The 21,856-nt window shown below is 72.8% G+C and carries 16 protein-coding genes; 12 read left to right on the top strand and 4 right to left on the bottom strand.

The window, feature by feature from the left end:
• Positions 1-2 precede the first annotated feature (2 nt).
• The 3 genes from ABC795_RS13335 to ABC795_RS13325 are packed head-to-tail and all read right to left on the bottom strand — an operon-like array spanning position 3 to position 5,269.
• Complete coding sequence (locus tag ABC795_RS13335; RefSeq protein ID WP_347057669.1) at positions 3-1,370, bottom strand: hypothetical protein; 1,368 nt, start codon at positions 1,368-1,370, stop codon at positions 3-5.
• Positions 1,367-3,187, bottom strand: a complete 1,821-nt coding sequence (gene treS, locus ABC795_RS13330; RefSeq protein ID WP_347057668.1) for a maltose alpha-D-glucosyltransferase — start codon at positions 3,185-3,187, stop codon at positions 1,367-1,369. The genes ABC795_RS13335 and treS overlap by 4 nt, the downstream gene beginning before the upstream one ends.
• A gap of 48 nt (positions 3,188-3,235) precedes the next feature.
• Entirely contained in the window at positions 3,236-5,269 is a 2,034-nt protein-coding gene (locus ABC795_RS13325; protein ID WP_347057667.1) for an alpha-1,4-glucan--maltose-1-phosphate maltosyltransferase, read from the bottom strand.
• A 148-nt stretch (positions 5,270-5,417) separates the two neighbouring features.
• Here ABC795_RS13325 and glgP point away from each other — a divergent pair, with 148 nt between their 5' ends.
• Together glgP and ABC795_RS13315 are read left to right on the top strand one after the other, a co-directional pair.
• On the top strand, positions 5,418-7,967 hold the full coding sequence (gene glgP / locus ABC795_RS13320) for an alpha-glucan family phosphorylase (protein WP_347057666.1): 2,550 nt from the start codon (positions 5,418-5,420) through the stop codon (positions 7,965-7,967).
• Between the two features lie 123 nt (positions 7,968-8,090).
• A complete protein-coding gene (locus ABC795_RS13315) occupies positions 8,091-9,056 on the top strand; it encodes an FHA domain-containing protein (protein ID WP_347057665.1) in 966 nt (321 codons plus the stop codon).
• A 155-nt stretch (positions 9,057-9,211) separates the two neighbouring features.
• Here ABC795_RS13315 and glgX read toward each other — a convergent pair whose 3' ends face one another.
• Entirely contained in the window at positions 9,212-11,362 is a 2,151-nt protein-coding gene (glgX, locus tag ABC795_RS13310; RefSeq protein WP_347057664.1) for a glycogen debranching protein GlgX, read from the bottom strand.
• 63 nt (positions 11,363-11,425) lie between these two features.
• On the opposite strand from glgX, the gene ABC795_RS13305 reads away from it, so the two are divergent.
• The 10 genes from ABC795_RS13305 to ABC795_RS13260 all read left to right on the top strand — a co-directional run bounded on the left by ABC795_RS13305 (position 11,426) and on the right by ABC795_RS13260 (position 21,855).
• The gene (locus tag ABC795_RS13305) at positions 11,426-12,241 is read left to right on the top strand and encodes an ABC transporter ATP-binding protein (RefSeq protein ID WP_347057663.1); all 816 of its coding nucleotides are present in this window, start codon (positions 11,426-11,428) and stop codon (positions 12,239-12,241) included.
• Between the two features lie 65 nt (positions 12,242-12,306).
• Entirely contained in the window at positions 12,307-13,092 is a 786-nt protein-coding gene (locus ABC795_RS13300) for an enoyl-CoA hydratase-related protein (protein ID WP_347057662.1), read from the top strand.
• A gap of 144 nt (positions 13,093-13,236) precedes the next feature.
• The gene (locus ABC795_RS13295; protein WP_347057661.1) at positions 13,237-14,376 is read left to right on the top strand and encodes an extracellular solute-binding protein; all 1,140 of its coding nucleotides are present in this window, start codon (positions 13,237-13,239) and stop codon (positions 14,374-14,376) included.
• A gap of 128 nt (positions 14,377-14,504) precedes the next feature.
• Positions 14,505-15,284, top strand: coding sequence for an ABC transporter permease subunit (locus ABC795_RS13290; RefSeq protein WP_347057660.1), 780 nt, complete (start codon positions 14,505-14,507; stop codon positions 15,282-15,284).
• Positions 15,281-16,165, top strand: coding sequence for an ABC transporter permease (locus tag ABC795_RS13285; RefSeq protein WP_347057658.1), 885 nt, complete (start codon positions 15,281-15,283; stop codon positions 16,163-16,165). Before ABC795_RS13290 ends, ABC795_RS13285 begins: the two co-directional genes overlap by 4 nt.
• Complete coding sequence (locus tag ABC795_RS13280) at positions 16,162-17,271, top strand: ABC transporter ATP-binding protein (RefSeq protein ID WP_347057657.1); 1,110 nt, start codon at positions 16,162-16,164, stop codon at positions 17,269-17,271. Before ABC795_RS13285 ends, ABC795_RS13280 begins: the two co-directional genes overlap by 4 nt.
• Positions 17,268-18,389 carry a PLP-dependent cysteine synthase family protein gene (locus ABC795_RS13275; RefSeq protein WP_347057656.1) on the top strand — a complete coding sequence of 374 codons (1,122 nt, stop codon included), beginning with the start codon at positions 17,268-17,270 and terminating at the stop codon, positions 18,387-18,389. The genes ABC795_RS13280 and ABC795_RS13275 overlap by 4 nt, the downstream gene beginning before the upstream one ends.
• 117 nt (positions 18,390-18,506) lie before the next feature.
• Positions 18,507-19,286: an electron transfer flavoprotein subunit beta/FixA family protein gene (locus ABC795_RS13270; protein WP_347057655.1), complete on the top strand. Its 780-nt coding sequence runs from the start codon at positions 18,507-18,509 to the stop codon at positions 19,284-19,286.
• Positions 19,287-19,319: 33 nt separating this feature from the next.
• Entirely contained in the window at positions 19,320-20,282 is a 963-nt protein-coding gene (locus ABC795_RS13265) for an electron transfer flavoprotein subunit alpha/FixB family protein (RefSeq protein WP_347057654.1), read from the top strand.
• Positions 20,283-20,622: 340 nt separating this feature from the next.
• Positions 20,623-21,855, top strand: coding sequence for a cysteine desulfurase family protein (locus ABC795_RS13260; RefSeq protein WP_347057653.1), 1,233 nt, complete (start codon positions 20,623-20,625; stop codon positions 21,853-21,855).
• Position 21,856 lies beyond the last annotated feature (1 nt).

Raw genomic sequence — 21,856 nt, 5'->3', positions numbered from 1 at the left:
GCTCAGTCGCGACCGGCGAGCCGGGCGATCGACTGGAGCGGGATCATGAGCCAGTGCGGACGGTTCCTCGCCTCGTAGACGCACTCGTAAACCGCCTTGTCGGCCTCGAACGCCCGAAGGAGTGGTGACTCCCCGCACGGGTCCAGCCCGCTGGCCTCGGAGTAGCCGACGCAGAAGGCGGCCCGGTTGCGCGCCGCCCACTCCTGGGCGCGGTACTCGCGCTGCGAGTCCTCGGGCTGCTCGACGAGCAGGTGCCGGGCGGCGTAGTCGAAGCTGCGCAGCATGCCGGCGACATCCCGCAGCGGGCTGTCCAGCTCCCGGCGGGACGCGAGCGGTCGGGCCGGCTCGCCCTCGAAGTCGAGGATGATCCAGCCGGTCGCGGTGCGCAGGACCTGGCCGAGGTGCAGGTCCCCGTGCACCCGCTGGCGGACCACCCGCTCCTCGGCGCCGACGATGCCGGCGTACACCTCGCGGAGCGCATCGGCGTGCTCCGCCAGCTGGGGCACGATCTCGATGGCCGCGTCCAGCCGATCGGACATCTGCCGGGACACGGTGGCGAACCACTCCGAGGTGGCCTCCTCCGTCGGCAGGACCGCCGCCATGTCGGCGTGCACGGACGCCGTGGCCGCGCCCAGCCGCTCGCTGTCGGCCGCGAAGTCACCGCCCACCTCGTCGGCGTGCAGGTCGCCTTCGGCGTACAGGTCCCGGACGCTCGCGGTCGCCAGGCGCCAGCCGTCGCTGGCGTTCGGCACGAACGTCTGCAGCATGGCCACCGTGGCCGGTTCCCCGCCGGTGGGGTCGTCGATCTCGACGTGACCCAGCAGCGGGGCGATGTGCTCGTTGTCCGTCCGGCGCAGGGCGCCGTGGATCTCGACGTCGGGGTTCAACCCCGGCTCCAGCCGGCGGAACAGCTTGAAGATCGCTTCCTGGCCGTAGACGAGAGAGGTGTTGCTCTGCTCGGTCGAGATGATGTCGCCGGGCAGGCCGTCGGGGATGTTCCCCTCGTCCGCGGGGGAGAAGCGCATCGGGCCGACCGACGAGCCCTGGGCCAGGTGGATCAGCCAGGGGGCCGTGGCCTCCCGGTCGCGCATCGCGTCGTAGGCGAACGTCTGGTTCCCCTCGTTGGCGACCGAACCGATGAGTGCCGTCTCCAGGTCCTCGGACTGCTGGTCACGCCAGGACAGCGGGACGAGGTAGGTGTCGCGGGCGCCGTCGGTGTACTCGATGGTCACCCGGTGCACCGAGAGCACCGGGTTCCCGCGGTCGAGGAAGAAGCCTTCCTCGGTGACACCGGCCCATTCGCGGCCCTTGCCGCCGAACCACCGCTGCTGCGGGATCCACTCACGGAACAGCTCGGCCAGTGCGCTCATCGGGCGTCTCCGGACTCGTCGGACGGGGTCTCGTCGGCGTCGCTCACCACACCGGCGGCCAGCAGCGAGTCGGCGACGGCGCTCGACGTGGCGCTGGCCCAGTCCTCGTGCTCGTCGGGAACCGGCTCGGTGGGCTTGGACAGCTCGAACCAGTAGAAGCCGTGGCCGGCGAGGGTGAGCATGTAGGGCAGGACGCCGATCTGCGGGAACTCCACCCGGCCGGTGAGCTCGACGGGGGTGTAACCCTCGAACCGCCGCAGGTCCAGCTCCACCGGCTGCGGAAACCGTGACAGGTTGTTGACGCAGAGCACGACGTCGTCGCCGAACTCGCGGACGAACGACAGCACGGTGGGGTTGCGCGACCCGATCTCGGCGTAGCTGCCGAGTCCGAACGTGGGGTGCTGGCCACGGACCTGGATCATCCGGCGGACCCACTGCAGCAACGAGTTGGTGTTGCGCAGCTGCGACTCCACGTTGGTGACCTGGTAGCCGTAGACGGGGTCTCCGTTCAGCGGCAGGTACATGCGCTGGGGGTCGGCGCTGGAGAACCCGCCGTTGCGGTCGGGCGTCCACTGCATGGGGGTCCGGACGGCGTCGCGGTCACCGAGCCAGATGTTGTCCCCCATGCCGATCTCGTCGCCGTAGTACAGGACCGGCGAGCCGGGCAGCGACAGCAGCAGGGCGTTGAACAGCTCGAGGGTGTTGACGTCGTTGTCCAGGAGCGGGGCCAGCCGGCGGCGGATCCCGATGTTGGCCTTCATGCGGGGGTCCTTCGCGTACTCGCCCCACATGTAGTCGCGCTCCTCGTCGGTGACCATCTCGAGGGTCAGCTCGTCGTGGTTGCGGAGGAAGACGCCCCACTGGCAGTTGTCGGGGATGTCCGGCGTCTGGGCCATGATCTCCGAGATCGGGAAGCGCTGTTCCCGGCGCACCGCCATGAACAGGCGCGGCATGACCGGGAAGTGGAACGCCATCTGGCACTCGTCGCCGTTCTCGCCGAAGTACTCGACGACGTCGGCCGGCCACTGGTTGGCCTCGCACAGCAGCACCCGGTCGGGGTAGTCGGCGTCGACGACCTTGCGCACTTCCTTGAGGAGCTCGTGCGTGCGTGGCAGGTTCTCGCAGTTGGTGCCCTCCTCCTCGAAGAGGTAGGGCACGGCGTCGAGCCGGAAGCCGTCGATGCCCAGGTCCAGCCAGAACCGGAGGGCGTCGATGATCGCCTCCTGGACCTTCGGGTTCTCGAAGTTCAGGTCGGGCTGGTGGGAGAAGAACCGGTGCCAGAAGTACTGCTTGCGCACCGGGTCGAAGGTCCAGTTGGAGCTCTCCGTGTCGACGAAGATGATCCGTGCGTCGGCGTAGCCGGTGTCGTCGTCGGCCCACACGTAGAAGTCCCCGTAGGGGCCCTCGGGGTCGCTGCGGCTGGCCTGGAACCAGGGGTGCTGGTCCGAGGTGTGGTTCATGACGAAGTCGATGATCACCCGCATGCCGCGGGCGTGGGCGGCCTCGAGGAACTCGCGGAAGTCCTCGATGTCGCCGAACTCCGGCAGGACGGCGGTGTAGTCGCTGACGTCGTAGCCGCCGTCGCGCAGTGGCGAGGCGAAGAACGGCGGCAGCCACAGGCAGTCGACGCCGAGCCACTGGAGGTAGTCCAGCTTGTCGATCATGCCGCGCAGGTCGCCGATGCCGTCGGCGTTGCTGTCGGCGAAGCCCCGGACGAGGACCTCGTAGAAGACCGCGCGCTTGTACCACTCCGGGTCGGTGCCCGGTGGTGGGAGCGGGGAGTGGTTGCTGCGGGAGTCGGGGACGGGAACGCTCATCGACGCCAATGCCTCGTTCGGGTCGGAGGTGCGGTCGGAAAGGGCCGGTTACTCGACCGGCGGCGGGAACTGCACGGGACGCGGGAAGGTGACGGCGAAGACGTGGGCCGGCTCCCGGTAGGGGTCGAGCTCCACGTAGTTGAACTGACCCCAGTCGTACCGGGCGCCGGTGAGCTCGTCGGTGACCGCGAAACGCTCGTGCCAGTCCAGGCCCAGGGTCGGCAGGTCCAGTGCCGTCGTGCCGATCTGGGTGTCCCGGCTGGACAGGTTCACGACGACGAGGACGGCGTCGTCCGAGCCGGGGTCGGTCTTGGAGAAGCACAGCAGGTTGGGGTTGTCGACCTGGTGGAACCGCAGGGTGCGCAGCTGCTGCAGCGCGGGATGGGCCCGCCGCACCTCGTTGAGCCGGCGCAGGTACGGCGCGAGGCTCCGGCCCGACGCCTCCGCGCCCGCCCAGTCGCGCGGGCGCAGCTTGTACTTCTCGCTGTCGAGGTACTCCTCGCTGCCCGGCTTCACGGCCACGTGCTCGAAGAGCTCGAAGCCGGAGTAGACGCCCCAGGTGGGGCTGAGCATCGAGGCGAGCACGGCCCTGATCTTGAACATCGGCGGGCCGCCGAACTGCAGCGACTCGTGGAGGATGTCCGGGGTGTTCACGAAGAAGTTGGGCCGCATGTAGTGGCAGTTCGCGGCCAGCTCCTGGCCGTACTCCTCCAGCTCCTGCCGCTCGGTGCGCCAGGTGAAGTAGGTGTAGGACTGCGTGAACCCGATCCGGGCCAGCTGGTGCATCATCGCCGGCCGGGTGAACGCCTCGGCCAGGAACAGCACGTCCGGATCGGTCTTCTTGACCTCCCAGATCAGCCAGTGCCAGAAGTTCAGCGGCTTGGTGTGCGGGTTGTCGACGCGGAAGATGCGCACGCCGGCGTCCATCCACACGCGCACGACCCGCAGCACCTCGGCGTAGAGGCCCTCGGGGTCGTTGTCGAAGTTGATCGGGTAGATGTCCTGGTACTTCTTCGGCGGGTTCTCCGCGTAGGCGATCGTGCCGTCGGGCTTGGTGGTGAACCACTCGGGGTGCTCGGCGACCCACGGGTGGTCCGGCGCGGCCTGCAGCGCGAGGTCCAGCGCGACCTCCATGCCGAGCTCGCGGGTGCGCGCCACGAAGGCCTTGAAGTCGTCCATCGTGCCCAGCTGCGGGTGCACGGCGTCGTGCCCCCCCTCGTCGCTGCCGATCGCCCAGGGCGAGCCGACCTCGTCGGGTCCGACGTCGGAGGGGTTGCCGCCGGGGAACTGGCTGGAGTTCGGGCCCTTGCGGTTCACCTTCCCGATCGGGTGGATCGGGGGCAGGTAGACGACGTCGAAACCCATCTCGGCGATCGCCGGCAGCCGGTCGGCGGCGGTGGTGAAGGTGCCGTGCGTGGGCCGCCCGCCGACGACGGGGCCCTCCGAGCGCGGGAAGAACTCGTACCAGGACCCGTAGAGGGCCTCCTTGCGGTCGACCCACACCTCGTACTCGGGGGATCGGGTGACCAGCTCGCGCACCGGGTGCTCGTGCAGGTACCGCTGCAGGCCCGACGCGAGCGCGGGGGCGATGCGGACGGTCAGCTCCTGCGAGGTGTCGCGCAGCGAGCCGGCAGCGGCGGCGATGCGGTCGCGCCACTCGCCGTCGGCCTCGGCGACGACGCGGTCGAGAAGGCGCGCGCCCTCCTCGAGGTCGTTGGCGAGCTCCTCGGGCCCCTGGCCGGCCTCGACCTTGACCTCGACGGCGTGCTTCCACGTCGTGAGCGGGTCGCTCCACGCCTCGACGCGGAAGGTCCACCGGCCCTCCCGGTCGGGCACGACGCCGGCGATCCAGCGGTCGGGCTCCGGGGGGAGCTTCGCCATGCGGAGGAAGGGTGCGGCCGCGTCGTCCCCGTCGGGCGGGGTCCACACGACGTCGGCCGCGACGGCGTCGTGGCCCTCGCGGAAGACGGTCGCGGTGATCGGCAGGTGTTCGCCGACGACCGCGCGGGCCGAGAAGGACCCGCAGGACACGACGGGGGCGACATCGGTGATGCCGAGGCGGAGGTCAGCGCGGCCATTCATCCCGGCCACGCTATCGAGGTGCCGCCCCACCAGCATCTCGGCCGCGCATCCACCCCTCCCGTCGGGGCGGCGGAAGGGGTGGGGCCCCTCCCGGGCAGGTCCTCGCGGGAAGCCTGCCGGCGGGCCCGGAACTCGTTAGGCTCGCCCGGTGCGAGCTCTCCGTCGGTTCACCGTCCGTGCCGCTCTGCCCGAGCCGCTCCTGCCGCTGTCCCAGTTGGTCAGCAACCTGCGCTGGTCGTGGCACGCCGAGACCCGGGACCTCTTCGAGGCCCTGGACCCCGACCTGTGGCAGCGCTGCGGCGGTGATCCGGTCCGCGCGCTCGGCGAGGTGTCGGCCGAGCGGCTGGCGGCGCTGGCCAAGGACCGACGCTTCGTGCGCCGGCTGACCGACGCCGTCGACGACCTGGAGGAGTACCTCGCCACCCCGCGCTGGTGCCAGTCGCTCGGGGCGGAGGCGCCCGCGACGATCGCCTACTTCTCGGCCGAGTTCGGCATCAGCGAGGTGCTGCCGCAGTACTCCGGCGGTCTGGGCATCCTGGCCGGCGACCACCTCAAGGCCGCCTCCGACCTCGGCGTCCCGCTGATCGGCGTGGGTCTGCTCTACCGGGCGGGCTACTTCAGCCAGGGCCTGTCGGCCGACGGGTGGCAGCTGGAGCACTACCCCTCGCTGGACCCGCACGGCCTGCCGATCAAGCTGCTGCGCCAGGCCGATGGCTCGGCCGCCGTCATCAACGTGCCGCTGCCCGAGGGTCGCACCCTGCACGCGCACGTCTGGCGGGCGCAGGTCGGCCGCGTCCCGCTGCTGCTCCTCGACAGCGACATCGAGGAGAACACCCCCATCGAGCGCGGGGTCACCGACCGGCTCTACGGCGGGGACGAGGACCACCGCCTCCGCCAGGAGATGCTGCTGGGCATCGGCGGGGTGCGGGCGCTGCGCGCGTACTGCTCGCTGACCGGCACCCCGCAGCCGGAGGTGTTCCACGCCAACGAGGGCCACGCCGGCTTCCAGGGCGTCGAGCGCATCCGCGAGCTGACCGAGGCGCACGGCCTGACCTTCGCCGAGGCACTGCAGGCCGTCCGTGCGGGCACCGTGTTCACCACGCACACGCCGGTGCCGGCGGGCATCGACCGGTTCCCGAAGGCCCTCATCGAGCGCTACTTCACCGGGTTCGGCGTACCCATGGACCAGCTGCTGCCGCTCGGGGCCGAGGAGGATCCGGCGAAGTTCAACATGGCGCACATGGGGCTGCGGTTGGGCCAGCGCGCCAACGGCGTCAGCATGCTGCACGGGCACGTCAGCCGCGGGATGTTCAACGACCTGTGGCCCGGCTTCGACGAGCGGGACGTGCCGATCGGGTCGATCACCAACGGTGTGCACGCCCCCACGTGGACCGCGCGGGAGCTGGTCGAGATGGGCACCCAGACCTCGAGCCAGGGCGACACGGTCGACGTCGAGGGCGACGTCCACTTCGACGGGGTCGACCGGATCCCGGCCGCCGAGCTGTGGGGTACCCGGCGCCTGCTGCGGGGGCGCCTGGTCGACGAGGTGCGCCGGCGCATCCGGGAGACCGCGCTGTCGCGCGGGGCCACCGAGGCGGAGGTCGGCTGGACCGACGGCGCCTTCGACCCCGACGTGCTGACCATCGGCTTCGCCCGGCGGGTGCCGTCCTACAAGCGGCTCACCCTCATGCTGCGCGATCCGGAGCGGTTGAAGGCGCTGCTGCTGGACCCCGAGCGGCCGGTCCAGCTGGTCATCGCCGGCAAGAGCCACCCCGCCGACGACGGCGGCAAGAGGCTCATCCAGCAGATGGTCGCCTTCGCCGACGACCCGGAGATCCGGCACCGCATCGCGTTCCTCCCCGGCTACGACATCGGCATGGCCCGCTACCTGTACTGGGGCTGCGACGTCTGGCTGAACAACCCGCTGCGCCCGCTGGAGGCCTGCGGCACCTCCGGGATGAAGGCGGCGCTGAACGGCGGGCTGAACCTGTCGATCCGCGACGGCTGGTGGGACGAGTGGTTCGACGGCCAGAACGGCTGGGCCATCCCCACGGCCGACGGCGTGGCCGACCCCGACCGCCGCGACGAGGTCGAGGCCCGGGCGATCTACGAGCTGCTCGAGAACCAGGTGCTGCCGCGGTTCTACGAGACCGACCGCGACGGCATCCCCGGCCGCTGGGTGGAGATGGTGCGGCACACGCTGCGCGAGACCGGCCCCAAGGTGCTGGCCACCCGGATGGTCCGCGACTACGTCCGGGCGCTCTACGTCCCCGCCGCGGGGTCGGCCCGCGCGATGGCCACGGACGGCTACGCGCCGGCGCGCAGCGAGGCCTCGTGGCGGTCCCACCTGCTGTCCCACTGGCACGACGTGCGGGTCGCCCACGTCGAGGCGACCGGCGCTGGGGACACCCCGGAGATCGGGTCGAGCCTGGCGCTGAGAGCCGAGGTCGAGCTGCCGGGGCTGACGCCGTCGGACGTGGAGGTCCAGGCCGCCTACGGCCGGGTGGACGACGCCGACGGGCTGCACGAGGTGACGACGGTGCCCATGGGCCACGAGCACACCGACGGCTCCCGGCACTGGTTCACGGCCACGGTCCCGCTCGAGCGGACGGGGGCGTTCGGTTACACCGTGCGGGTCCTCCCGCATTCCCGGTACCTGGCGGACCCCGCGGAGCTCGGCGTGGTGAGCACCGCCTGACGGCAGCACAGCGGACACTCGGACCACGGCGGTCACAGTGACCACACGTGACGTCCTGATGCCCCGGCGTGGCGGTTTCCTGCGCGCAGGCCAGACCGGCTGTGCATCACTAGGCTGGACGCCATGCCCGACCGCTGTGAAGTCCTCCCCGGAGATGCCGTCGTCGCCCGCCGTGGCGGCGGCCTGCTGTGGGTCGACGCTCCCGGCTCGCCCGCTCTGGTCTCGGCTCTGCACGCCTGCCTGGGCGTGTCGGGCCCCGGCGCCGATCGCGTCCTGGCCGCCGTCGCCGGTCAGGTGAGCTCGCTCGCCTCCGGGAGCGCCTCGTTCGCGCTCGTCCTCACCACCGATGCCGGCACCGGTGTCGCGCTGTGGGCGGGCAAGGGCCAGCCGGCCGTCGACGGCGTCCCCGTCTCCGGCTCGTCGGTCGACGGCGGCACGCTCGCCGCCGGCTTCCCGCTGGGGCAGTCGCTGTACGTCGGGCCCGGCCAGTCGGCCCCCCGCACCCCGCCGGGCGTGAGCTACGACCTCGTCGAGGGCACCGTGCCCGGCGGCGGCGCCACGCTGCACCTGGCCGGCCCCGCGCCGGCGGAGGCAGCTGCCCCGGCGACCGCCGCGGCGCCGGCGTCGTCGTTCGCGGGTCCCGAGTCCGGCGGCTTCGGTTCGAGCCGGGCGTCCTCCGCCGCCTCCGCGGAGCACCCGGAGTCCGGCGAGCAGACGGCGTTCTGGCGGCCCGACCCGTCCGACGCCGCGCCGATCCTGCGCTTCGACGACGGCCTGGTCGTCACGGTCGACGAGGACCTCGTCCTCGGCCGGCGCCCCGACAACCACGAGATGGTGGCCAGCGGGTCGGCCCGGGCGGTGCCGATCGCCGACACCCAGAACGTGCTCTCCTCGGCGCACGCCGCGCTCACCCGCTCCGGCCGCGAGGTCTCGCTGGTCGACCTGGGCTCGCTCAACGGCACTCACGTCGCCGGCCCGGAGGCGACCGAGTGGACCCAGTTGGAACCGGGGGTGGCCCACCCGCTCTCCGACGGGGACCGACTGCTGCTCGGCTGGACGGTCATCACGTTCGAGCAGCCCGAGGAGTAACCAGCAGCTGCGTCGCGCCAGAGCCCCGGTCCGCCCGCCAGGACCGGGGCTCTGGCGCGTCCGGGCACCGCGAGCGGCTCGCCGAGTGGGCAGTCGTCGCCGCTGCCGGCGGCGTGTCCGCGTGAGTCGGCCGCAGCAACTGCGCACTCGCCGTCTCAGGGTCGGCGTTCCACCCGGAGCAGCCAGACGCAGCGGCCGGGCACCTCGAGCGGCCCGGGTGCCACGAAGGTCGGCTCCGGCGGGGTTCCGCGGGCGTACTCCGTGGAGAGCGCCAGCTCGTAGCCGTCGGCCCACGGCGGTCCGGGCAGCGTGACGGTCACCGGGTCCGGGCCGGCGTGCAGCTGCACCAGGTAGGAGTCGTCGACCACCGGGTGGCCGTGCTCGTCGCGATGCCGGATGCCACGGCCGTCGAGGTACATGCCGACCGTCTGCAGGCCGGTGTCGAACCACTCGGCGGTGGTGAGCTGGCCACCGCCGGGGGCGAACCAGGCCAGGTCCCGGGTACCGCCCGTGCCCGGCAGCTCGTGGCCTTCGAAGAAGGCCTCCTGGCGCAGCACGGGAGCTCCACGCCGCAGCCGCACCAGCCGGGTGGTGAAGGCGAGCAGGTCGTCGTCGACCGCGGACCAGTCCAGCCACGACAGCTCGTTGTCCTGGCAGTAGGCGTTGTTGTTGCCCCGCTGCGTGCGGCCCAGCTCGTCGCCGGCGGTGAGCATGGGCACCCCGGTGGACAGCAGCAGGGTGGCGAGCAGGTTCCGCGCCTGGCGAGCGCGGAGGGCGAGCACGGCAGGGTCGTCGGTGGGGCCCTCGACCCCGCAGTTCCAGTTCCGGTTGTGGCTCTCGCCGTCCCGGTTGCCCTCGCCGTTGGCCTCGTTGCGCTTGTGCTCGTAGGCCACCAGGTCGGCCAGCGGGAACCCGTCGTGCGCGGTGACGAAGTTGATGCTGGCGAACGGACGGCGGCCGTCGGAGCGGTACAGGTCCGACGAACCGGTCAGCCGGTAGGCGAGGTCGCGCACCCCCACGTGCGCACCGGACCACACGTCGCGCACGGTGTCGCGGTACTTGCCGTTCCACTCGGTCCACGGGGGCGGGAAGTTGCCCACCTGGTAGCCGTTCGGCCCGACGTCCCAGGGCTCGGCGATCAGCTTGACCTGGCTGACCACCGGGTCCTGGTGCACGACGTCGAAGAAGGCCGACAGCCGGTCGACGTCATGCATCGAGCGGGCCAGCGCCGAGGCGAGGTCGAAACGGAAGCCGTCGACGTGCATCTCGGTGACCCAGTAGCGCAGCGAGTCCATGAGCAGCCCGAGCACCGCCGGCCGGCGCACGTCGAGGGTGTTCCCGCAGCCGGTGTAGTCGGTGTACCGGGCGGGGTTGTCGCCGTCGAGGCGGTAGTAGCCGGCGTTGTCGATGCCCTTGAAGCACAGCGTCGGACCGGTGTGGTCGCCCTCGGCGGTGTGGTTGTAGACGACGTCGAGGATCACCTCGATGCCCGCGGCGTGCAGTTCCCGGACCATCGTCTTGAACTCGGTCACCTGCCCGCCGCCGCTGCCCGCCGAGCTGTAGGCGGCGTGCGGGGCGAAGTAGCCGAGCGTGTTGTAGCCCCAGTAGTTCGTCAGCCCGCGGCGCAGCAGGTGCGGCTCGCTGACGAAGTGGTGCACGGGCAGCAGCTCGACCGCGGTGACCCCGAGCGCGAGCAGGTGCTCGACGAACGCCGGGTGCGCCAGGCCCGCGTAGGTGCCGCGCAGGTGGAGCGGGACGCCGGGGTGCGTGGCGGTGGCGCCCTTGACGTGCACCTCGTAGATCACGGTGTCCGACCACGACCGGCGCAGCGGGCGGTCACCGTCCCACGGGAACGGGTCGTGCACCACCACGCTGCGGGGCACGTACGGCGCGGAGTCGCGGCCGTCGGGGACGGCGGAGTCCACCGCGTCGACGGGGTGGCCGAACAGCGCGCCGTCCAGCCGCAGCTCGCCGTCGACCGCGCGGGCGTAGGGGTCGAGCAGGAGTTTCGCCGGGTTGTGGCGGAGCCCGGAGAAGGGGTCGTAGCCGCCGTGCACCCGGTAGCCGTAGCGCTGGCCGGGGCCGGTCCCGGGCAGCCGGCCGTGCCACACCTGGTGGGTGGTCTCCTCGAGCCGGTACCGGCGCTCGGCGCCGTCGGGGTCGAACAGGCACAGGTCGACCGCGGAGGCCCCGGCCGACCACAGCGCGAAGTTCGTTCCGCGGCCGTCCCACGCCGCTCCGAGGGGAGCGGGCGTGCCGGGGAGCACGGCCGGGACCGGGGATCCGGCGGGGGAGGAGTGGGTCACCGGGGTGATCGTGCCGTCTCCGTGACCGGAGCGGGCGCACCGGCGGCGGGAAAGGTTGGTTGGATGGGGGACGTGTCGAACCCTGGCGCCCCCGAGGGGGCGGTCGTCCGCATGACCGGTGTCGACGTCGTCCGGGGGCAGAACCACCTGCTCCGCGGCGTCGACTGGGCGGTCGAGGCCGACCACCGTTGGGTCGTGCTCGGACCCAACGGGGCGGGGAAGACCACGCTGATGCAGCTCGCGGCGGCCCAGATGCACCCCACCCGGGGGGAGGTGCGGCTGCTGGGGGAGACCCTCGGCGCGGTCGACGTCTTCGAGCTGCGGCCGCGGATCGGCCTGACCAGCGCCTCGCTCGCCCAGCGGATCGAGCCGTCGGAGCGCACCGGCGACATCGTCGTCTCGGCCGGGTACGCCGTCGTGGGCCGGTGGCGGGAGCGCTACGACGTCCACGACCTGACCCGGGCCGGGATGCTCATGGAGCAGTGGGGCGTCGCCCAGTTCGCCCACCGTCCGTTCGGCACGTTGAGCGAGGGTGAGCGCAAGCGGGCCCAGATCGCCCGGGCCCTGATGCCCGACCCGGAGCTGCTGCTGCTCGACGAGCCCGGTGCCGGCCTGGACCTGGGCGGCCGGGAGGACCTCGTCGCCCGGCTGTCGGACCTCGTGAGGTACCACTACGCGCCGGCCCAGGTGCTCGTCACCCACCACGTCGAGGAGATCCCGCCCGGCTACACCCACGCGCTGCTGCTGCGCGACGGCGAGGTGGTGGCCACCGGGGCCGCCGACGACGTGCTGACCGCGGAGCACCTGTCGGACACCTTCGGCGTCCGCCTGTCGCTGACCCGCACCGACGGCCGGTACACCGCCCGCCGCGCCCGGTGAGCGGGCCGGCACCGGCTGGCTAGGGTGCCTGTGACGACCTCGTCCGCCACCTGGAGGAACCGCACATGGCCGAGCCCGAGTTCGTGACCCTGCAGGTCGAGGACGGAGTCGGCACGATCCGGCTCGACCGGCCGAAGATGAACGCCATCGACGAGCAGCTGCACATGGAGGTCCGCGCCGCGGCGACGGAGGCCGGCCGCCGCGACGACGTGCGCGCCGTCGTCGTCTACGGCGGGGAGCGGGTCTTCGCCGCCGGCGCCGACATCAAGGCGATGTCGCAGCTCGACGGCGCGGGCATGACCGCCTGGGGCCGGGAGCTGCAGGACTCCTTCCGCGCCGTCGCCCGCATCCCGAAGCCGGTCATCGCCGCGGTCACCGGCTACGCCCTCGGTGGCGGCTACGAGCTGGCGCTGTGCGCCGATTTCCGGGTCCTCGGCGCCGGCGCCAAGATCGGCCAACCGGAGATCCTGCTCGGCGTGATCCCCGGCGCGGGCGGCACCCAGCGGTTGGCCCGCCTGGTCGGCCCGGCGCGGGCCAAGGACCTCGTCTTCACCGGCCGGCACGTGGGTGCGGAAGAGGCGCTGGAGATGGGCCTGGCCGACGCCGTCGTCCCGGACGCCGAGGTGTACGGGACGGCGCTGGTGATGGCCCGCAAGCTCGCCGCCGGCCCGCCGCTCGCGCTGGCCGCGGCCAAGCGCGCGATCGACGAGGGGCTCGACCTGCCGATCGACGAGGGCCTGGCGCTGGAGAGCCGACTGTTCGCCGAGCTGTTCGACACCGAGGACCAGGACACCGGCATGCGGTCGTTCCTCGAGAACGGGCCGGGCAAGGCCACCTTCACCGGTCGCTGAACCGGGCGGTCCGTGGCCCAACGGTCGCGTAACGGTCGCCTCGCGTCACTGCCAGAGCCCTACCGCGTCGGCGACAATCCCCGAGGCCGCACGGCCGGGGTCAACCGGACCCCGGGCGGGCGCGGCCCCACACCTGGAGGACACGTGCGACGAAGCACCCTGCGGACCGCGGTCGCGGTCGTGACGGCGGGACTCACCCTGACCGCCTGCGGCTCGGACGACGGCGGTTCCGGCGGGAGCGGCTCGGACTGGGCCACCGCCACCTCGGTGGAGGAAGGCGGCGGGATGGACGCGCTCGTCGAGGCCGCGCAGGCCGAGGGTGAGCTCAACGTCATCGCGCTGCCGCCGGACTGGGCCAACTACGGCGAGATGCTGGAGACCTTCAGCGAGAAGTACGACATCGAGATCAACAGCGCCAGCCCCGACGGGTCCAGCCAGGACGAGCTCAACGCGGTGACCAGCCAGCGCGGCCAGGACCGCGCGCCCGACGTCCTCGACCTCGGCACCGCCTTCGCCCGTCAGGCGCAGGGTCAGGACCTGCTCGCGCCATACCAGGTGCAGACCTGGGCCGACATCCCCGAGGACCAGAAGGACGCCGACGGCCACTGGGTCAACGACTACGGTGGCTACATCTCGATCGGGTGCAACGCCTCGGTCGTCGCCGAGTGCCCGACCACCTTCGCCGACCTGCTCGATCCGCAGTACGCCGGCCAGGTCGCGCTCAACGGCAACCCCACGCAGGCCGCCGCGGCCTTCGGGGGCGTCTGGGCGGCCGCCCTGGCCAACGGGGGCAGCCTCGACGACATCGGCCCGGGCGTCGACTTCTTCAAGCAGATCAAGGACGTCGGCAACTTCAACCCGGTCGAGATCACCCCGGCCACCATCCAGAGCGGCGAGACGCCGATCTCGATCGACTGGGACTACCTCAACGCGTCCTTCACCGACACCTTCGCCGAGGAGGGGGTCGAGTGGGAGGTGAACGTGCCTACCGACGGCTTGTTCGGCAGCTACTACAGCCAGGCGATCAGCAAGTTCGCGCCGCACCCGGCTGCCGCCCGGCTCTGGGAGGAGTTCCTCTACAGCGACGAGGGCCAGAACATCTGGCTCAACGGTGGTGCCCGCCCGGTCCGCCTGCCCGCGATGGAGGAGGCGGGTACGGCCGACGCCGACGCGCTGTCGGCGCTGCCCGAGGTCGAGGGCACGGCCGACTTCCCGACCCAGGAGCAGGAGAGCGCCGCCCAGCAGGTCGTGGCGGAGCGCTGGAACGCGGAGATCTCCGGCTGAGTACGACCGCACCGGAGCGCACCGCGCCGGCCCCTCGTCGCAGGGGCCGGCGCGGTGGCGCGCTGACCGTCCTCGGGACCCTCCCGTTCCTGCTCTACGTCGCCGTCTTCCTGCTGCTGCCCATCGGCGTGCTCGCCGTCGAGGCGTTCCGGGCGACCGATCCGGTGACGTTCGAGGAGACGTGGTCGACCGACTCCATCACCGCGGTCACCGACGGCGCCTACCGGCGGGCCTACCTGGGCAGCCTCCAGCTGTCGCTGATCACCGCGGTGCTCGGCGCCGTCCTGGGCCTGGCGCTGGCCGTGGCCATCCTGCGGTCCCGCCGCGGCCGGCTGCTGCGCCGTCTGGTCCTCACCGCCTCCGGGGTGCTGGCCAACTTCGGCGGCATCCCGCTCGCCTTCGCCTTCCTGGCCACCATCGGCAACGCCGGCGTGGTCACCGCGCTGCTCCAGGACACCTTCGGCATCGGGCTGGGCGGGTTCTCGCTGTACTCGATGACCGGGCTGGCGCTGGTCTACCTGTACTTCCTGATCCCGCTGATGGTGCTCATCATCATCCCGGCCCTGGAGGCCCTGCGGCCGCAGTGGCGGGAGGCCGCGGACAACCTGGGCGCCAGCGGCTGGCAGTACTGGCGGTACGTCGGGGGTCCCGTGCTGGCGCCCCCCGTGCTCGGCGCGACGATGCTGCTGTTCGCCTCGGCCTTCGCCGCGTACGCGACCGCCAAGGCGCTGGTCGGCAGCAGCGTCCCGCTGGTCACCCTGCAGATCGCCGACGCGCTGTCGAGCAACGTCGTCGTCGGGGCGGAGAGCCTCGGCAAGGCGCTCGCGCTCGGCATGGTCGTGGTCGTCGGCCTGGTGATGATCTTCTACGCCTGGGTGCAGCGGCGAACCCAGCGGTGGCTGGCATGACCGCGCTCGCGGAGAACGTCGCCGGCGCCGGGGGCGTCGAGCCCCCGGAGCCGCGGCGGCCCGGACGCCGCCGCAGCGGTGCCTGGCGCCTCGCCGTGCTCGCCCTGCTGGGCCTGTACTTCCTCGTCCCGATCGCCGCCTCGGTCTGGTTCACCGCGCGCGACCGCGGCCAGGGCGGGTTCACCGCCGAGCACTACGCGGAGATCCCCGGGGCGCCCGGCTTCGCCGAGGCGTTCACCCGCTCCCTCGCGCTGGGCGGGCTCACCGTCGCCATCGCGCTGCTGCTCATGGTGCCGACGATCGTGCTGGTCACCCTGCGGCTGCCCCGGCTGCGGACGACGGTCGAGCTGCTCACCTTGATGCCGCTGGTGCTGCCGCCCATCGCGTTGGTCGTCGGCGTGCGCAGCGTGCTGGCCTGGGCCCCGGACCACTTCCTCGGCACCCCGCTGGCCGAGGCGTTCTTCGCCCTCCAGGAGCCCGCGCTGCCGTGGATCCTGGTCTTCGTCTACGTCGTGCTCGCGCTGCCCTTCGTCTACCGGGCGCTCGACGCCGGCGTCCGCGGCGCCGACCTGCCCACGCTCACCGAGGCCGCGCGCAGCCTGGGCGCCAGCTGGCCCCGGGTGCTGGTCTCGGTCGTGCTCCCGGTGCTGCGCACGTCGGTGCTGAACGCCGCCTTCCTCACCCTCGCCCTCGTGCTGGGCGAGTTCACGATCGCCAACATCCTCGGCTTCGAGACGTTCCCCACCTGGATCGTGCGCATCTCCGGCTCCCAGCCGCAGCTGTCGGTGGCGGTGTCGGTGCTCTCCCTCGCGATGACCTGGATGCTGCTGCTGCTGATCTCCGCGCTGGACCGCCGGCGTGGCCCGAAGGAGTCCGCATGACCTCGCTGCCCGGGACCACCACCGACCGGTCTCCCGGCGCCCCCGCGGACCTGCGCGGACGGCCCGGCACGCCGGTGCGGCTGGAGCGGCTGACCCGACGCTACGGCTCGGTGGTGGCCCTCGACGGCCTCGACCTCGACATCGCCGGGGGCGAGCTGCTGGCCCTGCTGGGTCCCTCCGGCTGCGGGAAGACCACGGCGCTGCGGGCGATCGCCGGCTTCGACCGCCCCGACGGCGGCCGCGTGCTGGTGGGGGAGCGGGACATCACCGGGACCCCGCCGAGCAAGCGCGACATGGGCATGGTGTTCCAGGCCTACAGCCTGTTCCCCAACCTGACCGTCGCCGAGAACGTCGCGTTCGGCCTCCGGGTGCGCCGCCGGGCGAGGTCCGAGCGGTCGGGCCGGGCGGCCGAGCTGCTGGACCTCGTCGGGCTCGGCGACCGCGGCGACCGGTACCCGCACCAGCTGTCCGGCGGCCAGCAGCAGCGGGTCGCCCTGGCCCGTGCGCTGGCCGTCGCGCCGCAGGTGCTGCTGCTGGACGAGCCGCTCTCGGCGCTCGATGCGCAGGTGCGCGTGCAGCTGCGGGAGGAGATCCGCCGGATCCAGCTGGAGCTGGGCATCACCACCGTCTTCGTCACCCACGACCAGGCCGAGGCGCTCTCGGTCGCCGACCGGGTGGGCGTGATGCGCGCCGGCCGGCTCGAGCAGGTGGCTTCGCCCGACGAGCTGTACGAGCGCCCGGCGACGGCGTTCGTCGCCGAGTTCGTGGGCACGATGAACCGGCTGCCGGCGGTCCTCACCGGCGGCGAGGCGCAGCTGCTCGGCGTCCGGCGCCCGGTGACCGGGGCCACGCCCTCCGGCGGCCCGGTGGTCGCGCTGGTGCGGCCGGAGTCGCTGCTGGTCTCCGCCGACCCGGCGGGATCCGGGCGCGTGGTGACCCGCACCTTCTCCGGCGCATCCACCCGCGTGCTCGTCGCGCTGCCCGACGGCGTGGAGGTGCGCATCGACGTCGCCAGCGCCGACAGCCAGCTGCTGACCCCCGGGACCGCCGTCACGGTGACCCCTGCCGACCGGCCCGTGCTGGTCGCGCCGGCCGAGCCCGCGTGACCGGGCACCGCATGGACGTCGACCACTCCGACCCCGGCGGCCGGGCGTGGGTGGACCGCGCGGTCGCCGCCGTCGAGGCCGACGCGCGCCGGAGCGCCGACACCCACCTGCTGGTCTACCCGCTGCCCCCGGAGTGGGGCGTCGACCTCTACCTCAAGGACGAGTCGACCCACCCGACCGGCAGCCTCAAGCACCGGCTGGCCCGGTCGCTGTTCCTCTACGGGCTGTGCTCGGGGCAGATCACCGAGGGGAGCACCGTCGTGGAGGCCTCCAGCGGGTCGACGGCGGTGAGCGAGGCGTACTTCGCCCGGATGCTGGGGCTGTCGTTCGTCGCGGTCATGCCGCGGTCGACCAGCCCGGAGAAGATCGCGCTGATCCAGTTCCACGGGGGCGTGTGCCACTTCGTCGACCGCGCGCCCGACATGTACGAGGAGGCCCGCCGGCTGGCCACGGAGTGCGGCGGTCACTACCTCGACCAGTTCACCTTCGCCGAGCGGGCGACCGACTGGCGGGGCAACAACAACATCGCCGAGTCGATCTTCGAGCAGCTCGTCGCCGAGCGGCACCCGGTGCCGGAGTGGGTGGTGGTCGGCGCCGGCACCGGCGGCACCAGCGCGACCATCGGCCGGTACCTGCGCTACCGGCGGCACCGGACCCGGCTCGCCGTCGTCGATCCGGAGAACTCGGCGTTCCTGCCCGGGTACACGGCCGGTGACCCCGGCTGGACCACCGGTAGGCCCTCGCGGATCGAGGGCATCGGACGGCCCCGGGTGGAGCCCTCGTTCGTGCCGACCATCGTCGACCGGATGATCGGGGTGCCCGACGCCGCGTCGCTGGCGGCGATGCGGCACCTGGAGCGGGCGACCGGCCGCCGGGCGGGCGGGTCCACGGGCACCAACCTGTGGGGCGCGTTCGGCCTGGTCGCGGAGATGGTCGCGCAGGGCCGCCGGGGCAGCGTGGTCACCCTGCTGTGCGACGGCGGCGAGCGGTACGCCCGCACCTACTACTCCGACGAGTGGGTCGCCGCGCAGGGGCTCGACCTCGCCCCGCACACCGAGACCCTCCGGGGTTTCGCGGCGACCGGGACGTGGGCGGTGTCACCGGACCCGTCGGCGTGATGTGCCTCACCGGCCCCTCCTGCCGCGGCGGCATTACTCCGCAGTAGCCTCCATGATCGGAGCCAGGCGGGCCCCCGTGCCCGCATCCTGAACGCGTCCTGAGGAAGGTTCAGCGCGATGAACATCGTCGTTCTAGTCAAGCAGGTCCCGGACTCGGGAAGTGAGCGCAAGCTGGACCCGGCCGACAACACCGTCGCCCGTGCGTCCGCCGACAACGTCATCAACGAGATGGACGAGTACGCCATCGAGGAGGCGCTCACCATCAAGGAGGCGCAGGGCGGGGAGGTCACCGTGCTGACCGTCGGCCCCGACTCCGCCACCGACGCCATCCGCAAGGCGCTGTCCATGGGCGCCGACAAGGCCGTCCACGTCAGCGACGAGGCGATCCACGGCTCCGACGCCGTGCAGACCAGCGCCGTCCTGGCCGCGGCCCTCCAGCAGCTCGAGTACGACCTGGTCCTCTGCGGCGCCGAGGCGACCGACAGCCAGATGAGCGTGATGCCGGCGCTGCTGTCCGAGCGGCTGGGCATCCCGCAGCTGTCCGGTGCCCGCAAGGTCACCATCGACGGCGGCACCGCGAAGGTGGAGCGGCAGACCGACGGCGGCTTCTGGGCCCTCGAGGCGCCCCTCCCGGCGATCATCTCGACCTGGGACACGATCAACGAGCCGCGCTACCCCTCCTTCAAGGGGATCATGGCCGCCAAGAAGAAGCCGGTGGAGACCAAGTCGCTGGCCGACCTCGGCCTCGACGCCGGCAGCGTGGGTCTGGCCAGCGCCACCAGCAAGGTGCTCGACTTCGCCGGCCGCCCGCCGAAGGGCGAGGGCGTCAAGGTGACCGACGAGGGCGACGGCGCGCAGAAGTTCGTCGACTTCCTCGCCAGCCAGAAGATCGTCTGACCGGCCCGGATCGAAGGAAGAGGAGAACACCCCATGGCAGAGGTCCTGGTCCTGGCCGAGCTCAACCCGGCCGGCGGCGGAGTCCGCAAGACCACCCTGGAAGCCCTGACCGCGGCGCGTGCGCTCGGTGAGCCGTCGGCCGTCGTGCTCGGCGCGCCGGGCACGGCCGCCGGCGTGAAGGACACCCTCGCGGAGTACGGCGCCGCGACCGTCTACGTCGCCGAGTCCGAGGACGTCGACGCCTACCTGGTGGCCCCCAAGGCCGAGGTGCTGGCGCAGCTGGTGAGCGAGAAGTCGCCCGCCGCCGTCGTCATCCCCTCCTCGCCCGAGGGCAAGGAGATCGCCGCCCGCCTGGCCATCAAGACCGGCAGCGGCTTCCTGACCGACGTCACCGAGATCGCCCCCGACGGCACCGCCACCCAGGCGGCGTTCGCCGGCGCGACGATCGTCCACTCGCAGGTCACCGTCGGCACGCCGATCTACACCCTGCGGGGCAACTCGGTCACCCCCGAGCCGGCTCCGGCCGCCGGCGCCGAGCAGCCCGTGCCGGTGTCGATCAGCGACGCCGCGAAGCAGGTCCGGGTCGTCGAGCGCGTCGTGGAGCAGAAGAGCAACCGCCCCGAGCTCACCGAGGCCTCGATCGTCGTCTCCGGTGGTCGCGGCGTGGCCAGCGCCGAGAACTTCGCGATCATCGAGGGCCTGGCCGACTCGCTCGGCGGTGCCGTCGGCGCCTCCCGTGCCGCGGTCGACTCCGGCTTCTACCCGCACAGCTTCCAGGTCGGGCAGACCGGCAAGACCGTCTCGCCGCAGCTGTACGTGGCCGTCGGCATCTCCGGGGCGATCCAGCACCGCGCCGGCATGCAGACCTCGAAGACCATCGTGGCCATCAACAAGGACCCCGAGGCCCCGATCTTCGAGCTGGCCGACTTCGGTGTCGTCGGCGACCTCAACACGGTCGTCCCCGCCGCCACGGAGCAGATCAACGCGCGCAAGTAGGAGAAGGACCCCGTCCTCCCCACCCCTCCCAGGCTCAGGGTGGGGCCCGGGACGGGGCGAGCACGTGACCCGAGCGCCGGTCCCCGTCGGGGGCCGGCGCTCGGCGTCTGCCTGCGGTCGGGAAGCACGGGCAGCGGCGCGGGGTTGGGCGGGACGTGGACGGGACGGCCGAGGCGACCATCTGGGACGCCCACCACCGGCGAACGACGATCGGCCTGGTGCTCTCGTTCCTCGGTGCGCGGGTGGCCGGCCGCACCGTCCCGCCGGACCAGGGGGCTCCGACGGGCGCGACTACCCTGGCGTCGGTGACCGCGGTAGCACGGTCGCCGAGGGAGCGAGCATGACGGTCACGTGGCCGACGAGCGCCAGCGAGGAGGCCGGGGTGACGTATCTCGACCACGCGGCGACCACGCCGATGCTGCCCGAGGTGCTGGCCGCGATGACCGAGCAGCTCGGCCGCGTCGGCAACGCCTCGTCGCTGCACGCCAGCGGCCGCGCCGCCCGGCGGGCCGCCGAGCAGGCCCGTGAGCGGCTGGCCGAGGCGCTGGGCGCCCGGCCGTCGGAGGTGCTGTTCACCGGCGGCGGCACCGAGAGCGACAACCTCGCCGTCAAGGGGCTGTTCTGGGCCCGGCGGGCGGCCGACTCCCGCCGTCGCCGGATCGTGGTGAGCCCGGCCGAGCACCACGCCGTCCTCGACAGCGTGGAGTGGCTGGCCAAGCACGAGGGCGCCGAGGTCACCTGGCTGCCGGTCGAGCCCTCCGGCCGGGTGACGCCCGCAGCGCTGGCCGAGGCGCTGGGCGACGGCGCCGACGTCGCCGTGGCGAGCGTGATGTGGGCCAACAACGAGATCGGCACGGTCAGCGACATCCCCGCCCTCGCCGCCACCGCCCACGACGTGGGCGTGCCGCTGCACACCGACGCCGTGCAGGCCGTCGGGCAGGTGCTGGTCGACTTCGGCGCCACCGGCGCGGACGCCCTGACCATGACCGCGCACAAGCTCGGCGGCCCGATGGGCGCCGGGGCGCTGCTGCTGCGCCGGGACGCCGAGTGCACCCCGCTGCTGCACGGGGGCGGCCAGGAGCGCGACGTCCGCTCCGGCACCCTCGACGTCGCCGCGATCGTCGGGCTGGCGGTGGCCGCGGCCACCGCGGTCGAGGCCCGGGTGGAGCGGGCCGCCGAGCTGTCCCGGCTGCGCGACCGGCTCGTCGCCGGCGTCGTCGGGCAGGTGCCCGACGCCCAGCTCAACGGCGCAGCGCTGGACGACGTGGTGCGCTCCGGCCCGGGCCGGCTGCCCGGCAACGCGCACCTGTCCTTCCCCGGCGCGGAGGGCGACGCGCTGCTCATGCTGCTCGACGCCCGGGGGATCGAGTGCTCGACGGGCTCGGCGTGCAGTGCCGGGGTGGCCCGGCCGAGCCACGTGCTGCTGGCGGTCGGCGCCGAGCCCGACCGGGCCCGCAGCTCGCTGCGGTTCAGCCTGGGGCACACGAGCACCGATGCCGACGTCGACGCCGTGCTCGAGGTGATCTCCCCCGTCGTGGAGCGCGCCCGCCGCGCCGGCATGGGACGGCGCTGAC

Origin of the sequence: Blastococcus sp. HT6-30, from assembly GCF_039729015.1 — a bacterium.
In the GTDB taxonomy this organism is placed as follows: Bacteria; Actinomycetota; Actinomycetes; order Mycobacteriales; family Geodermatophilaceae; genus Blastococcus.
This window is presented reverse-complemented; position numbering and strand designations above follow the sequence as displayed.

What these genes read in the sequence shown, in the direction of transcription:
- ABC795_RS13265 (WP_347057654.1), top strand. Translation starts at nt 19,320, where the DNA reads ATGGCAGAGGTCCTGGTCCTGGCCGAGCTCAACCCGGCCGGCGGCGGA.
- ABC795_RS13280 (WP_347057657.1), top strand. Translation starts at nt 16,162, where the DNA reads ATGACCTCGCTGCCCGGGACCACCACCGACCGGTCTCCCGGCGCCCCC.
- ABC795_RS13300 (WP_347057662.1), top strand. Translation starts at nt 12,307, where the DNA reads ATGGCCGAGCCCGAGTTCGTGACCCTGCAGGTCGAGGACGGAGTCGGC.
- ABC795_RS13285 (WP_347057658.1), top strand. Translation starts at nt 15,281, where the DNA reads ATGACCGCGCTCGCGGAGAACGTCGCCGGCGCCGGGGGCGTCGAGCCC.
- ABC795_RS13270 (WP_347057655.1), top strand. Translation starts at nt 18,507, where the DNA reads ATGAACATCGTCGTTCTAGTCAAGCAGGTCCCGGACTCGGGAAGTGAG.
- ABC795_RS13335 (WP_347057669.1), bottom strand. Translation starts at nt 1,370, where the DNA reads ATGAGCGCACTGGCCGAGCTGTTCCGTGAGTGGATCCCGCAGCAGCGG.
- ABC795_RS13305 (WP_347057663.1), top strand. Translation starts at nt 11,426, where the DNA reads ATGGGGGACGTGTCGAACCCTGGCGCCCCCGAGGGGGCGGTCGTCCGC.
- ABC795_RS13260 (WP_347057653.1), top strand. Translation starts at nt 20,623, where the DNA reads ATGACGGTCACGTGGCCGACGAGCGCCAGCGAGGAGGCCGGGGTGACG.
- treS (WP_347057668.1), bottom strand. Translation starts at nt 3,187, where the DNA reads ATGAGCGTTCCCGTCCCCGACTCCCGCAGCAACCACTCCCCGCTCCCA.
- ABC795_RS13315 (WP_347057665.1), top strand. Translation starts at nt 8,091, where the DNA reads ATGCCCGACCGCTGTGAAGTCCTCCCCGGAGATGCCGTCGTCGCCCGC.
- ABC795_RS13325 (WP_347057667.1), bottom strand. Translation starts at nt 5,269, where the DNA reads ATGAATGGCCGCGCTGACCTCCGCCTCGGCATCACCGATGTCGCCCCC.